The following is a 14,591-nucleotide window of genomic DNA, read 5'->3' as shown; positions in this document are numbered from 1 at the left end:
ACAGCCGGGAAGCGGCTACAGCTCCCGGAAAATCGAATCCGCTGCGGGCTCGGGTTCGCCGAAGTCGATCCGACTGGCCTGCTCGGCCAGCTGCGGCTCCAGCCCCAGTGCCAGGAGGATGCTTCTGGCCAGCGTCTGGATGTAGACCTCGTCGACCTCCCGCTGCAACAGGGTGCCGAAAGTGCAGAGCACCGGACCGAGCACCAGGTCGATCGCCAGCGATGTCTCCTGCACCTTGAACAACCCCTGCTCGCGCCCGTCGAGCACTTCGCGGCCGATCACCGCCATGGCCGCACCGCCCGCAAACACCGCCTGGGCGCCGCCCTTGGCGAGAAACGCGGCGATGACCGGATAACGCCGCGCCAGCTTCACGCACAAGGTCACGCCACAGGCCATGCGCACGGCCGGGTTGTCGTGGCGGAGCACGATCGGGTCGACCGAGCCGATGATCTCCACGCTCACCTCCGCCGCCACCGCCAGGAACAGCTCCCGTTCCGAGCGGAAGTGGTTGTAGAAGGTGCCTCGCGACAGCTCCGCCTGACGGATCACCAGGTCGATGATCGGCTCGTCGATACCCCGCTCCGCCAGCAGGCGGAATGCGGTGAGGACCAGCTTGCGACGGGTACGCTGGCGGCGCTCGGCGCCCACCTTGGTGCGGTGATCAGGCACGTGCCACCTGATGCATCGAAGCCTCCTAGAAGTGATAGGACATCCCGAGGTAGGGGCCCTCGTTTTCCATGTCGTAGACGAAGTCGCCCTTGTCGTAGTCGACCTTCATGTAGCGGAACCCCATTTCCGCCTCGAACGGGTCGCTCAGCATCCAGGACAGCCCCAGCGACGCCTGGGTGGTCAGGTCGGAGCCGAGCCCGAACCCGCCGACATCGCCGCTGGCCACCACCGCCACCTCATGGGTCAGCGGGACGCGCCCGCGCATGCCGATGAAGGGCTCGACCCAGTCGACGCTCTGGGTGTGGTCCAGCTCGGCCGTGGCCCCGAATACGGCGGCATCCAGGTCGAGGGACGCCTTGATGCGGTTGTAGCGAATGCCGACGAAGCCGTCCGAAACGACTGGCGAGTCTAGCCATCTGTAGGCAAGCGCACTAGAGAGCATCAGTTGGCTGGTGGTCATGTCGGCGTCCACCCTGGCGCGCCCGCCGGGCGAGGCGACGCCTACCGAGTCGGAGGTCTTCATGTACAGGCTGTCGACGAGGATGCCCCAGCGGCCTTTCTGGAACTCCATGGCCCCCATGAAGCCGGCATCCAGGGTATGGAGGATGTCGGAGAAGCTCATGTCCACCTGGGCCTCGGGCAGGTCGCGGATCCGGGTGCTGCCGTGCATGCGGGTGGCCCAGAGGTAGGGGTTGATCTTCACCGCCCAGGCATCGGGATCGGCACTGTCGGCCGCCTGGGTGGAAACGCTGGTGATCGCACCACCCAGCAGCAGGGTGGCGAGGACGAGAACGTGGCGTGCGTCCATCTGCAGGCTCCTGGCGTTCAGAGGTCGATGCTGGAGATGGCCCAGTCGATGCCCTTGAAGTCGGGCATCTCGCGGCCGTCGTCGGCGCCGAACTCGGCCGCCATCACGGTGTTGAGCTTGGCGTTGAGCGCCATCAGCAGCGCTCCGTCCGCCGAGGCGGCGAGGTTGGTCTTCTCCAGCGGGTCGGCCGCCAGGTCGAACAGTTCCAGTTCGTTCCAGCGCTGCAGCGTTTCCAGGGTGGTGGGGGTGTTGCGCTCCACCGGTGCGAAGTAGCGGGTGAACTTGTGGCGCCCGTCGAACACCGTACGCAGGCTGCCGCGCTTCTTCAGGTCGGGGCGGTAGCCGGCCTCCTGCATCGCCACGTTGGGTGGCACGCCCCGGGTGCGGCCTTCGGAGACGATGCGGATCAGCTCGCTGTCGTTGGTGGCGATGCCGCTGTAGGTGAAGAGGATCTGCTCACGCACGGTGTGCAGCCCACTGGCCTGGACATTGTTCAGCGCGCGGGAGATGTCGTGCCCCGGCAGGTCGCGGCCGGCGACGTCGGCCACCTTGCCCGCATCGAGCCCGCACAGCGACAGCACCGAGGGCACCAGGTCGAGGTGGCTGGTCAGCGACAGGCAGCGCTGCCCGCCCTGCACGTCCGGGTGGCGGATGATCATCGGCACGTGGACGGACTCCTCGTAGGCGAACGGGCCCTTGCCTCGCAGGCCATGGGCGCCGCCCATTTCGCCGTGGTCGGAGGTGAAGATCACGAGGGTGTTCTGGTCCAGGCCGAGCTGGTCCAGCTCGTCGAGCAGGCGGTTGAGCTGGCTGTCCACCGAGACCAGGGAGTTGTAGTAGAAATCGTTGAAGCGCCGCCAGCGGGCGTCCTCGTTGGGGATGTGCCCCAGGGTGTAGCCCCAGGCGCGGTCGAACTCGCCGTGGGCCTTGGGTCGGCCGGCCTCGGTCAGGCTCTGGTAGCGGGTGGCGGCCAGCGGCAGGGACCAGCGCTTCTCGTACGCCGGGTGCTTCGGTGCGCGCGCCGCCGGCATCATCAGCCTGCCGTTGTCCTGCACCTGCTCGGCGCCCTGGTCGGTGTTGAAGTACATGATGTCGTGGGGGTTCACCAGGCTGACGAACAGCGACCAGGGCTTGCCCTCGTCGGCCAGCGCCTTGCCGGTGCCACGCAGCCAGGAGATGGCACTGCCGGCGATCATGTGGTCGTTCTGGTAGCCGCCCAGGGTGTGGGTCAGCACGTCACCGGGCCAGGCGTAGTCGGAGAAGCCGTAGGCATCCATCTCACGGGTGAACAGGCGCTCCGGGGCGTCCGGATCGAAGGCGCGGTCCAGGTGCCACTTGCCCTTGTAGGCGGTGTAGTAGCCGTGCTTGCGGAGCATGTGGCCGATGGTTGGGGTGGCGGTGGAGAGGGGCTTCACGTAGGGCATGTCGACGTTCTCGAACATGCCGTTGTCCGCGGTCTGCAGGCCGGTCATCAGCACCGCGCGGGAGCTGGTGCACATCACCGCCGAGCTGTAGTGGTTGTGGAAGGTGGTGCCGCTGTCCATCAGGCGCTGGTGGCCGCTGAGGGCCAGGTCCTCATGCAGGGTGCGGGAGAAACGCTCCTGGTCGGTGAAGATGAACAGCACGTTCGGGCTGCCGGCGCGCTTGCCCGTCGCAGCCGCTTTCGGGCGCGACGCCGAGGCGCTGGTGGCCTGTGCCGCATTGGGCAGCACCGAGGCCGCCAGGGTCACCCCCGCCATGCCCAGGAACAGCCGCCGGGAAACACCGCCTTCGTCCTGGGTCTCATCTTGCTTGTCGACTGCCACGATTCTTCTCCTAGCCAACCGGTCAATGTCCGACGTCGCTTTACGCGTCGAACTGTACGAATTGTCATTTTGGAGTTCTAGTTCATTTCGAGAATCGTGCAATCCCTCCACGGCCGCGTCATACGGTTGTTTGACGCTTTTTCAAGGCCGCGTGGAACGGGGGCTAAGTCATCAATTTAATTGGGAAAAACTGTAGGAAGCGCTCAACCGGTTGGTGGCGCCTTGATGTCAGTCGACACGATAAGCGGTAGATAAATGCGGACGAAAGGCAGGAACTTTATGCCCGCGCTGCGAGCGGACTCTCTGGCCGGCAGCACGCGCGGTATGGCCGCCCGTCTGCCGCCGCAGAGCACTCAGGCGCTCAACCGCTCCCGCAGCCGCCCGAGCATCCCCAGCAGGCTGCCCACCTTCTCCCGTTCGCGCGCCTCGCGGGGCGCCTCGGCCTGGCGGGCCAGGGCCTGCTGCGGTTGCGCACGCCAGGCCTGGGCCTGGTCGGCGGCGGCCTTGAGGCCCTTCTCGAACAGCCCGCGGCGGATCGGCTTGGGCAGGTAACGGAAGATCTGCGCCTCGTTGATCAGCTTGAGCAGTGCCTGGGTGTCGCGGAACGGCGTCACCACCAGGCTCAGCAGGCGCGGGTGGGCCTGGGCCAGGGATTTGAGCAGGGGCGCGGTGTCTTCCCCGGCAAACGTCAGGTCGCCCACCAGCAGGTCCACCGGCTCGTCGTTGAGCAGGCCCACCGCCTCGGCCAGGTTGTGCGGGCGCAGCAGGCGATGGCCGCCGCCCATGCAGAAGTCGGCGACGCTGGCCAGGGTTTCCGGGTCGTCGTCCAGCAGCAGAACGCTCAATGCAACGGTCTTCGTGGCAGCCGGCAAGGGTGCGGCCGGGGCGGCAACCTGGCGCCCGGCGATCTCCGCCGCCTGGCGCAGGGTGAAGGCCATTTCCTGCGGGTCCCAGGGCTTGGTCAGGTAGCGGAAGATGCCGCCGCTGTTCAGCGCTTCCACCGCCGCATCCAGGTCGGAGTAGCCGGTGAGCAGGATGCGCAGGCAGTCCGGCGCCATCTCGCGCACCTGGGTCAGCAGCTCGGCGCCGCTCATCTGCGGCATGCGCTGGTCGCTGACGACGATATGCACCGGCTCCTTGGCCAGGCGCTCCAGGGCGCGCAACGGGTCGCTCTCGGTGAGCACTTCGTAGTCACGGCGGAACTGCATGGCGAGGCTGCGCAGGATGCGTTCCTCGTCGTCGATGAACATCACGCGGATGGGCGAAGTCATGGGGTCAGGCGCTCCGTTTCATTTCACGGGCCTGCACGCGCGGCAGGCGGATGAGGAAGCGCGTGCCGCGCCCCACTTCAGAGGCCACGCGAATGCTGCCGCCGTGGTCCTGGATGATCTTGTAGCTGATGGACAGGCCCAGCCCCGTGCCCTCGCCCACCGGTTTGGTGGTGAAGAAGGGATCGAAGATGCGCCGCACCACGTCCGGTGCCATGCCGCAGCCGCTGTCCTGCACCGAGATGCACACCCAGTCCGCCTCGGTCCAGCTCTTGATCTGGATGCGGCCGAAGCCGACCGTGGCCTGGGCGGCGTTGGTCAGCAGGTTGAGCAGCACCTGGTTGATCTGCGACGGCGCGCAGGCCACCCGAGGCAGTTCGCCCAGCTGCTGCTGCACCTCGGCCTTGTCCTTGATGTGGTTGCGGGCGATCAGCAGCGCGCTGCGAATGCAGTCGTTGAGGTCCACTTCCTCGCTCATGGCGCGGTCCAGGCGGGCGAAGTCCTTGAGCCCGGCCACCAGCTCGCCGATCTGCTCCAGGCCATAGAGGGTGTCGCCATAGAGCTGGCGCAGGTCCTCGGCCAGCAGCTCCGGCGCCACCTGCTCGCGCATCGCCGCGGCGGCATCCAGGGCATCGCCCAGGCGCTGCTCGTCGCAGTCCGGGTCACGCAGGCAATCGGCCAGGGCCGCCTGGCTGCGGGCCAGGCCGGTGAGCGGCGCGGTGAGCTGGTCGAGCAGCTGCACGTTGTTCTTCACGTAGCCCAGCGGGGTGTTCAGCTCATGGGCGACGCCGGCGACCATCTGGCCCAGGGAAGCCATCTTCTCCGACTGCACCAGCTGGGCCTGGGATTCCTTGAGGTCCACCAGCGCCTTGCGCAGCACCTGGTTGCGCTGGGCGATGCGCAGCTCCATGGCCTTGAGCAGGTCGAGCACGGTGCCCAGGCCCTGGTAGCGGCCCTCGCCGTCCACCAGGATGAAATCCTCGGTGATGGGGTACTGCAGCTCGGCGGTGATCTGCTTGGCGGCCTGCTCCAGGCTCATTTCCAGGCTCAGCACCAGGGGCGTGGCGTTCATCACCTCGCTCACCGGGCGGCGGCCCCAGAGGTCGCGACCGAAGCGCTGCATGAAGATGTCCTGCAGCGTGTAGCGGCTCACCAGCCCCAGCGGCCGGGCCTCGGCGTCCACCACCGGCAGGGAGAGGAAGGTCTTGTGTTCCGGGGTCAGCAGCCGGTCGGCCACATCGCTGATGCTCATCGCCGGTTCCAGCCCCGCAACGGGTTTGAGCAGGCGCGCCAGACTGCTTTCGGCTGCCATGATCCAAGGCTCCTTCCACTGAGAATGGGCGCCATTCAAGCAGTGCCAGGTTGCCATCATGTGACAGCTGTCTCATTTCCCTTACACCCGGCTTCGCAGGCCAGTCGCCGGGTGGGCGACGCCCCACCCGTCCACCATCCGGGCTCGCCGGAAACACCGCTGGTGGAGGTAAAAAACGACCTCCACCCACAGCGGTCAAGCCCCCTCAGGCTGGCGGCTTTGTGCATGGGCGACCTTCATCCGGCTCACCGTTGGGCTCGGCACCAACCTCGGACGTAGGGTGGACCGCGCTTTATCGGTCCACCATTCGAGGTCATGCCGAACACCGCTGGTGGATGAAAAAAGCGCCATCCACCCTACACCCCCTCATGCTCCAGCGGGGCTGGCGGCTTTCACGATGCCTACGATCAATGGAAATCCCGGCTGCGCACATCCAGCCCCTCCAGCAAGGGCGTGAGGTCGTGCAGGCGGCGGGCGATGAGGTGGCGCACGCCGTCCTTGCTCTCCAGGCGGCCATCCACCTGGAGCATCTGCGAGCCCACCAGCACGCGGCGCTGGCGTACGGCGATGTCGTTCCAGACCACCACGTTGACCATGCCGAACTCGTCTTCCAGGGTGACGAAGATCACCCCGCTGGCGGTCTGCGGGCGCTGGCGGCCCTTGACCAGGCCGGCGACGCTCACCCCCTGGCCGTGCTCGGTGGCGGCCAGGTCCCGCGAGCTGCGGCAGCGCCGCTTGGCCAGGGCACCGCGCAGCAGGGCCAGGGGATGGGGACCGAGGGTGGTGCCCAGGGTGTCGTAGTCGGCGTACAGGTCCTCGCCACGGCTGGGCAGCGGCAGGTCCACGGGCAGTTCCGCCTGCTGCGGCAGGCCGGCGAACAGCGGCAGTTCCTCCTCCACTGCCGCCACCGCCCAGCGCGCCCGGTGGCGATGGCCGGCCAGGCCGCGCAGGGTGCCGGCATCGGCCAGGCGTTCACGGGCGCGGGCATCCAGGCGGGCACGGTGGCAAAGGTCGGCCACGTCGTCGAAGGCGCGCAGGGCACGTGCAGCGGAGATACGCTGGGCCGCCTCCTCGTTGAAGCCCTTGACCATGCGCAGCCCCAGGCGGATGGCCAGGCGCCCGCGCGCATCGGGCTCCAGGTCGCAATCCCAATCGCTGTGGCGCACATCCACCGGGCGCACCTCGATGCCATGGCGGCGGGCGTCCTGCAGCACCTGGTCGGGGGTGTAGAAGCCCATGGGCCAGCTGTTCACCAGGGCACAGGCGAAGATCGCCGGCTCGTGGCACTTGAGCCAGCTGCTGGCATAGGCCAGCAGGGCGAAGCTGGCGGCGTGGGACTCGGGGAAGCCGTAGCTGCCGAAGCCCTTGATCTGTTCGAAGATGCGCGCGATGAACTCGGGCTTGTAACCCCTCTCCAGCATGCGCTCGGTCAGGCGGATGCGATGGGGCTCCAGGCCGCCATGGCGCTTCCAGGCGGCCATGGAACGGCGCAGCCCATCGGCCTCCTCCGCTGTGTACTTGGCCGCCACCATGGCGATCTGCATCACCTGTTCCTGGAACAGCGGAACACCCAGGGTGCGTTGGAGCACCGTCTGCAACTCCTCGGAGGGGTAATCCTCCGGCTCCTCCTTGTTCCGCCGCCGCAAATAGGGATGAACCATATCCCCCTGGATCGGCCCCGGCCGCACGATGGCCACCTGTATCACCAAGTCGTAGAACTCTTTGGGCCGCAGGCGCGGCAGCATGGCCATCTGCGCGCGGGATTCGATCTGGAACACGCCAATTGTGTCGGCGCGGCTGATCATTTCGTAGGTGGCGGCGTCTTTCTCAGGCAGTCCCGCCAAGGTCAATTTCCTGCCCCGATGCCGCTCGATCAGCCCGAAGCAACGGCGCAGGGTGGTGAGCATGCCCAGGGCCAGCACATCCACCTTGAGCAGGCCCAGAGCGTCGAGGTCGTCCTTGTCCCACTGCACCACGGTGCGCTCGGCCATGCTGGCGTTCTCCACCGGCACCAGGGTGTCCAGCGGCGCTTCGGAGATGACGAAGCCGCCCGGGTGTTGCGACAGATGCCGGGGAAAGCCGATCAGTTCATGGGTCAGCGCCAGGACGCGGCGCATCACCGGGCTTTCCGGGTCGAAGCCGGCCTCCAGCAGGCGATCCACGGGCGGTGCGTGGTCGCTCCAGCTGCCGCAGCAATCGGCCAGGGCGTTGACCTGGTCCGGCGGCAGGCCCAGCACCTTGGCGATATCCCGCACCGCCCCGGTGCCGTGGTAGGTGCTGGCGACGGCTGTGAGTGCAGCGCGGCCGCGGCCGTAACGGCGGAACACGTACTGCATCACCTCTTCGCGGCGCTCGTGCTCGAAGTCGACATCGATATCCGGCGGCTCCTTGCGCTCCTTGGACAGGAAGCGCTCGAACAGCAGGTTGAAGCGGCTCGGGTCCAGCTCGGTGATGCCGAGTACGAAGCACACCACCGAGTTGGCCGCCGAGCCGCGCCCCTGGCAGAGGATGCCTTTCGAGCGGGCGAAGCGGACGATGTCGTGCACCGTGAGGAAGTAGCTCTCGTAACCCAGCTCCTCGATCAGCGACAGCTCGTGCGCCACCGTCTCAAGCGCCTTCGGGCTGGCGCCCTTGGGCCAACGCTTGGGGATGCCCTCGGCCACCAGATGGCGCAACCAGCTCACCGGCGTGTGCCCTTCCGCCACCAGCTCGCGAGGGTACTGGTAGTTGATCTCGCCGAGGTCGAAGCGGCAGCGCGCGGCGATCACCCGGGTCTCGGCCAGCAGCGCCGGCGGGTAGAAACGCTCCAGTACCGCCCGCGAACGCAGGTGCCGCTCGCCATTGGGAAACAGCCGCTGCCCGGCCTCGGCCAGGGTGCAGTGGTGGCGGATGGCGGTCATGCAGTCCTGCAGCGCGCGGCGGCCCCGGGCATGCATGTGCACATCGCCGGCTGCCACGGCGGGAATGCCCAGCTCCGCCGCCAGGGCCTGCAAGCGGGCCAGGCGGCTGGCGTCATCGGCGCCGCGGTGCAGTTCCACCGCCAGCCACAAGTGGCCGGGGAAGCGCTCGCGCAACCAGCGGCCTTCCTCTGCGTTCGCCGCCTCGCCGGGCAGCCAGAGGGCCAGCAGGCCGTCGAGGGCGTCGTCGAAATCCTCCGCCAGCAGGCGGTATTCGCCCTTGGCGGCGCGGCGCCGGGCCCGGGTGATGATCCGGCACAGGTGCTGGTAGCCGGCCAGGTTCTCCACCAGCAGCACCAGGCGCGGGCCGTGCTCGATGGCCATCTCGCTGCCGACGATCAGCGGCAGCTCGCTGTCCTTGGCGGCCTGCCAGGCCCGCACGATGCCGGCCAGGGTGCATTCGTCGGTGATCGCCAGGGCGGCGTAGCCCTGCTGCTTGGCGCGCTCGAACAGCTCGGCGGCGCTGGAGGCTCCGCGCTGGAAGCTGAAGTTGGACAGGCAGTGCAGCTCGGCGTACCCGGCGCTCATGCGAACCAGCCCAGCAGGGTGAAGGGGCCGAGTTCCCCGGCCGGGCACCAGGCCCAGGCGCGGCGGCCGTCACGGGTTTCCAGCTGGTAGTAGTCGCGGCGCTGGTCGTCGCCATCCCACCAGCCGGATTCCACCCGCTCCGGCCCGGCGAGGATGCGCGGCGCGAACTCGCGCAGCGGCTGGCCCTCGCGCAGCAGCCAGCCGGGCCGTGGCGGCCCCTGCAGCAAGGGCCCGGCCAGGCCGTCCACCCCCAGGCGCCAGGCATGTTCGGGGCGGTGGTCGGCGTGGGCCTGCAGGCCGCGCACGGCGTCATCCCCCAGGCGTGCGCGCAGGCGTTCGCGCAATTGCTCCCAGGGCAGGTTCTGCTGCGGGCGCGGGTCGAACAGCTCGCGGTGCTCGGGCACGAAGCGCGGCAGGTCACGGGCCTGCAGGCGCATGCCGCGCACCGGCGCCACCACCTGCAGCTGCTCCAGGCGGCCACGGGCCAGCTCGAAGAGCATCGCCGGGTCGCGCTCGGCCCCCAGCAGGCCCACAGGCACCTGGCTGTCCGCCTGGCTGGCGTGTTCCAGATGCAATACGAAACGCTGCACGCCGCTGTCGCGCCCGGCGAGGAAGGCGGCCAGGTCGGCGGTGAGCCGGCGCAGGGGGAACAGCAGCGCCTGGTTGGATTCCACCTCGAAGTTCAGCTCGATACGGCCATTGAATTCATCCGGTGGCAGGTAGCAGTCCAGGACCACGGCACGGCTGCCCTGCAGTTCGTCCAGGTGCTGCAGCACCCGTGCAGGAAAGCGCTTGGCCAGGGTGTCGCGCGGCAGCGTCATCACCTGTTTCAGGCGGCGCAACCCCATGCGCCCCAGGGCCGTGGCCACCTCGGGCTCGAAGCCGGCACGCTCTACCGGGAGACGCTCCAGGGCCTCACGCAGGGCTGTGCCCTCCGCCACCGCCAGGCCGTCGTGGGCGTTGGCCAGGATGCGCGCCGCCACCGGGTTGGGGGCCGCGACGATGCGGTGGCGGAAGCCCAGCGCCGTCAGCTCTTCGCGCAGGCGTGCCTCGAAACGCGGCCAGGGGCCGAACAGGCCGAGGCTGGAGGCGATCTCCACCAGCAGCACACGGGGGTAGCGCAGGCTCACATGGGAACTGAAGCCGTAGCCCCAGGCAGCGAGAAAGCGCTGCCAGTGCTCGATCTCCGCGGCGTTGTACTCGGCCTGGGCGAAATCGCGGGTCAGGGCGTGGGCAGCGGTCAGGCCCATGCCCGCGCGCAGGCCCAGGGCCCGGGCGGCTGGGTTCACCGCCTGCAGCACGCGGCGCTGGGGCGTACCGGTGAGCAGCGCAAGGGGCGCCTCAGGGTCGTCGCGGCGGCGCAGCACGGCGTCCAGGGCCAGCTGCGGCAGGAGGATGCAGGCCCAGCGCATGTCAGTGCCCCGCCAGGGCCAGGCTGGCGGCCGGCGCCAGGCCACCCCGGCACTTGAGCACCCGCACCCGGCCGGGGCCGTCGAAGGCCAGACGCAGGGCCGCCGGCGAGGGGTTGTGCGCCTCTTGCTGGGGGCGATAGGCGAAGGCCAGGGTCTGCCCGGTTTCCGCCGCCACCTGCAGCCGGCGCAGGGCGCGGTCATCCACCTGGCGTGGCCAGCAGAGCACTGCGCCGCAGCTGCCCGAGCGCAGGCATTGCTCGGCGGCCCAAAGCCCATCGCGGCCCTCGGCCTCGATCAGCACCAGCCAGCGCAGGTCCACCCCGGCGGCCTGCCAGGCCTGGGGATACGGCAGGTACGGCGCGCCCACCAGGGCCACGCGCTCGGCGCTGGCGGTGAGGCGCGCCAGGGTCGGCCAGAGCAATTGCAGCTCACCCAGGCCAGTGCCCGGCACGAGGATTTCGCTGAGCGCGGACTCCGGCCACCCGCCCGCCGGCAATGCCGCATCCAGGGCCGCATGCCCGGTGGGCTGAGCACCGCTCGGCTGGGTGCTGGCCTGGCCTTTCCAGACCCGGCGCTCGTCCAGCAGCGCATCGAGGGCGACCACGGCGCCCATCAGGCGTCGCTCCGGCTGGAAGCGCCCGTTACGGCAGGGGGAAAGGAGGCAGGCATGGAGGGCTCGGCATGAATAACTGTATCTATATACAGTAATCCAGTCCTATTCCTACGGCAATGCACGCCACTTGCCGTAGGACGGGCGGCCTGCCTCTGGCGCGAATGCCCTGTACAAAAAGTGAGCGGAACCGGAGGAAAGGCTAACGGGGCGCCAATGCCTTGCGATAGCCTAGGCGCTCACGGCATGCAGGATGAGCCCGTCGATGCAGCAGCCCCACGAAAGCGCCACCGGCCTCGAAGACGCCGACCAGCGAGCCCTGGTGCGGCTGATCTTCAGCTCCACCGCCCTGACCCTGGCCTGCTTCTCCGTGCTGCAGTTCATCGCCGGCAACCTCGTCCTGTCCTTCCTGGAAATGGCCACCGCGATCCTGCTCGGCTGGGCCTGCCAGCGCATCCGCCACGTCCAGGTCCTCACGCCCTGGCTCTATGCCTATCTGCTGCCCACCTTCAGCTTCCTCATCTACATCATCGTCATGCCCGACGCTTCGCCCACGGCCTTCGTCTGGATCTACCTGATCCCGGTGCTCTCCTACCTGTTGCTGGGCAAGCTGCGCGGCTTTCTCCTGGCCATGCCCTATCTGGCCGTGGCGGTCATCGCCTACCTGCTGCGCTTCCCCCCGGCAGCCGATGCCAGGGGTCTGATCGACCTGGGCAACGCCATGCTCTGCGGGCTGCTGATCATGGCCTTCGTGCACATCTACGAGGCCCGCCGTGCAGTGGCCCACGCCCAGTTGCGGCGCCTGGCCCACAGCGATGCGCTGACCGGCGTCGCCAGCCGCGACTTCTTCCAGCGTGCGTTGGAGCGCAGCATCGAGGAGGCCAAACGGGGCGGTCTCAGCCTGGTGCTGGTGGTGCTGGACGTGGACGATTTCAAGCAGGTCAACGATCGCTGGGGCCACGATGCCGGTGACCAGGCCCTGCGGCACATCTGCCAGCGCCTGCAGCAACGCTTGCGCGCCACCGACCTGATCGGCCGCCTGGGCGGCGAGGAGTTCGGCCTGCTGCTGCGCGAAACCCGCCGCGACGCCGCCGCGCACCTGGTCGAGGCGCTGCGCCTCGACCTGCAACAGTCGCCCCTGCACTACGGCGAACAGCTCATCCCCCTCTCCGCCACCTTCGGCCTGGCCGAATGGCAGGTCGACGGCCATAGCGGCGACGAGCTCTACCGCCGTGCCGACAAGCGCCTTTACCAAGGCAAGGCCCTGGGCCGCAACCGCCTGGTGATCAGCGACTGCGTGCCCTGATCGCCCGCGCCATTTCCGCTATGACCGGATTCCCCTAGACGCCCCTAGGGGCCACCCCGATTTCGACGAAGCGCTTCAGCTCCTATGGTTCCGGGTATCCATCCACTACCGGGAAGTTGCCGTGCTGGCCTATTCCGTTCTCTGGTTCGCCCTCCTCCTCGGCCTCGCCGGCCTGGGGCTGGAGATGCCCTGGGTCACGGGTGCCGGCATCGCCCTCGCCGCCGTCGCCGCCCTCCTCCTGCGCCCCCGCGCCCCGGTGGTGGTGGAAGCGGCGCCGGTGGATGTGGCCCCGCCGACCACCGATTGCCAGCCCCTGCTCAGCGCCGTGTTGCCCGCCTGGGAGCAGAACATCGGCCAGGTGCGCCAACTGGTCAGCGGCAATGTCAGCAAGCTGTTCGAGCGCTTCGCCAGCCTGGCCCAGCGCCTCGAGCAGACCTTGCAGCGCTCGGAAAGCGTGATCGGCGGCGCCGGGGTCACCGACAACCTGCGCCAGGCCCAGCAACGCCTGGACGAGGTCACCACCGCCTTCCACGGCGCCACCGCCCACAAGAACGAACTGCTGGCCACCATCGGCCACCTCAACAGCTACGCCAGCGAGCTGCAGAGCATGTCCAAGCACGTCCAGGACATCGCCAGCCAGACCAACCTGCTGGCCCTCAACGCCGCCATCGAAGCGGCCCGAGCCGGTGACTACGGGCGCGGCTTCTCGGTGGTGGCCGACGAGGTGCGCAAGCTCTCCAGCCTCTCCGCCGAAACCGGCCAGCGCATGGTCGAGAAGGTCGGCGAGATCAACCAGGCGATCCGCTCCACCGTCAGCGCCGCCGAGGAACTCTCGGTCAGCGAGGAGAACAACCTGCGCTACCTCGACCAGGTGGCCGGCGACATCATGCAGGGCCTCAGCGCCAACCTCGACGAGCTCACCGACACCTCCCGCGACCTGCAGCGCGACGCCCGCACCACCCAGGCGGACATCCAGGACATCATCGTCAGCCTGCAATTCCAGGACCGCTCCGACCAGATGCTCGACCACCTGCAAGGCGACCTGGGGCGCCTGCAACGTGCCCTGCGCGAGCAGGACCCGATCCTCGGCCAGCCGCAGCGCTGGCTCACCGAACTGCGCCGGCAGTTCACCACGGACGAAGAGCGCACCGGCCGCCACGGCCAGCCTGCGCAGAACAGCGAAGTCACCTTTTTCTGATCATTGGAGGCCCCATGGCCAAGACCATCCTGATAGTCGACGACTCCTCGTCGATGCGCCAACTGGTGAAGATGACCCTCGGCGGCGCCGGCCACCAGGTCATCGAAGCCGTCGACGGGCGCGACGCCCTGACCAAGCTCAACGGCCAGAAGATCAACCTGATCATCAGCGACGTGAACATGCCCAACCTCGACGGCATCGGCCTGGTCAAGGAAATCAAGGCGCACAAGGACTACCGCTTTACCCCCATCGTCATGCTCACCACCGAAAGCGAGCAGAGCAAGAAGGCCGAAGGCCAGGCGGCCGGCGCGCGGGCCTGGATCGTCAAGCCGTTCCAGCCGCAGCAACTGCTGGCGGCCGTCGAAAAGCTGGTGGGCTGAGATGCTAAGCATCGCCTTCGACACCGCCGCCACCCCGGCCCAGCTCGCCCTGAGCGGCAGCCTGACCATCTACGAGGTGGCCCAGGCCCACGGCGAGCTGCTGGCCCTGCTGGCGGCCAATGCGCGGGTCGAGGCCTGGCGCCTGGACCTCGCCGAGTTGGAAGAACTGGACAGCGCCGGCGTGCAGCTGCTCCTCGGCCTGCGCCGGCAACTGGTGCTGGCCGGCAACACGGTCGAAGTGGTGAACCTGCAAGGCGCCGCGCTGGAAATCGTCAGCCTGCTGCGCCTGGACGTGCTGCTGCCCGGTGAGCAACCGGCCGCGGCCTGAATGGAGGCGC

12 protein-coding genes are annotated in these 14,591 nt (G+C 68.5%); 4 read left to right on the top strand and 8 right to left on the bottom strand.

What is annotated here, in order from left to right; translation table 11 throughout:
* Positions 1-15: 15 nt before the first annotated feature.
* The 8 genes from PI990_RS15730 to imuA form a co-directional block, all read right to left on the bottom strand.
* Positions 16-669 (bottom strand): TetR/AcrR family transcriptional regulator, encoded by a 654-nt coding sequence (locus tag PI990_RS15730; protein ID WP_271661230.1) that lies wholly within the window; start codon positions 667-669, stop codon positions 16-18.
* 25 nt (positions 670-694) lie between these two features.
* Positions 695-1,477, bottom strand: coding sequence for a hypothetical protein (locus PI990_RS15725; RefSeq protein ID WP_271661229.1), 783 nt, complete (start codon positions 1,475-1,477; stop codon positions 695-697).
* Between the two features lie 17 nt (positions 1,478-1,494).
* The gene (locus tag PI990_RS15720; protein WP_271661228.1) at positions 1,495-3,282 is read right to left on the bottom strand and encodes a sulfatase-like hydrolase/transferase; all 1,788 of its coding nucleotides are present in this window, start codon (positions 3,280-3,282) and stop codon (positions 1,495-1,497) included.
* Between the two features lie 353 nt (positions 3,283-3,635).
* Entirely contained in the window at positions 3,636-4,553 is a 918-nt protein-coding gene (locus tag PI990_RS15715) for a response regulator (RefSeq protein WP_271661227.1), read from the bottom strand.
* Between the two features lie 4 nt (positions 4,554-4,557).
* The gene (locus PI990_RS15710; RefSeq protein ID WP_184490507.1) at positions 4,558-5,802 is read right to left on the bottom strand and encodes a sensor histidine kinase; all 1,245 of its coding nucleotides are present in this window, start codon (positions 5,800-5,802) and stop codon (positions 4,558-4,560) included.
* A 467-nt stretch (positions 5,803-6,269) separates the two neighbouring features.
* On the bottom strand, positions 6,270-9,347 hold the full coding sequence (locus tag PI990_RS15705) for an error-prone DNA polymerase (protein WP_271661226.1): 3,078 nt from the start codon (positions 9,345-9,347) through the stop codon (positions 6,270-6,272).
* Positions 9,344-10,759 (bottom strand): Y-family DNA polymerase, encoded by a 1,416-nt coding sequence (locus tag PI990_RS15700; protein ID WP_271661225.1) that lies wholly within the window; start codon positions 10,757-10,759, stop codon positions 9,344-9,346. Before PI990_RS15700 ends, PI990_RS15705 begins: the two co-directional genes overlap by 4 nt.
* A 1-nt stretch (position 10,760) precedes the next feature.
* The gene (gene imuA, locus PI990_RS15695) at positions 10,761-11,372 is read right to left on the bottom strand and encodes a translesion DNA synthesis-associated protein ImuA (RefSeq protein ID WP_271661224.1); all 612 of its coding nucleotides are present in this window, start codon (positions 11,370-11,372) and stop codon (positions 10,761-10,763) included.
* 262 nt (positions 11,373-11,634) lie between these two features.
* On the opposite strand from imuA, the gene PI990_RS15690 reads away from it, so the two are divergent.
* The 4 genes from PI990_RS15690 (at position 11,635) to PI990_RS15675 (ending at position 14,581) form a co-directional block, all read left to right on the top strand.
* Entirely contained in the window at positions 11,635-12,675 is a 1,041-nt protein-coding gene (locus tag PI990_RS15690; protein WP_271661223.1) for a GGDEF domain-containing protein, read from the top strand.
* A 184-nt stretch (positions 12,676-12,859) separates the two neighbouring features.
* Positions 12,860-13,873, top strand: coding sequence for a methyl-accepting chemotaxis protein (locus PI990_RS15685; RefSeq protein ID WP_442969337.1), 1,014 nt, complete (start codon positions 12,860-12,862; stop codon positions 13,871-13,873).
* Between the two features lie 14 nt (positions 13,874-13,887).
* On the top strand, positions 13,888-14,253 hold the full coding sequence (locus PI990_RS15680) for a response regulator (RefSeq protein WP_021221682.1): 366 nt from the start codon (positions 13,888-13,890) through the stop codon (positions 14,251-14,253).
* Position 14,254: 1 nt separating this feature from the next.
* Positions 14,255-14,581 (top strand): STAS domain-containing protein, encoded by a 327-nt coding sequence (locus PI990_RS15675; protein WP_271661221.1) that lies wholly within the window; start codon positions 14,255-14,257, stop codon positions 14,579-14,581.
* The last annotated feature ends 10 nt before the right edge of the window (positions 14,582-14,591 follow it).

The sequence above is a fragment of the Pseudomonas sp. TUM22785 genome (assembly GCF_028198105.1).
In the GTDB taxonomy this organism is placed as follows: domain Bacteria; phylum Pseudomonadota; class Gammaproteobacteria; order Pseudomonadales; family Pseudomonadaceae; genus Metapseudomonas; species Metapseudomonas solani.
Note: the sequence above shows the minus strand (reverse complement) of the source record. Positions and strands in the feature narration are given on the sequence as shown.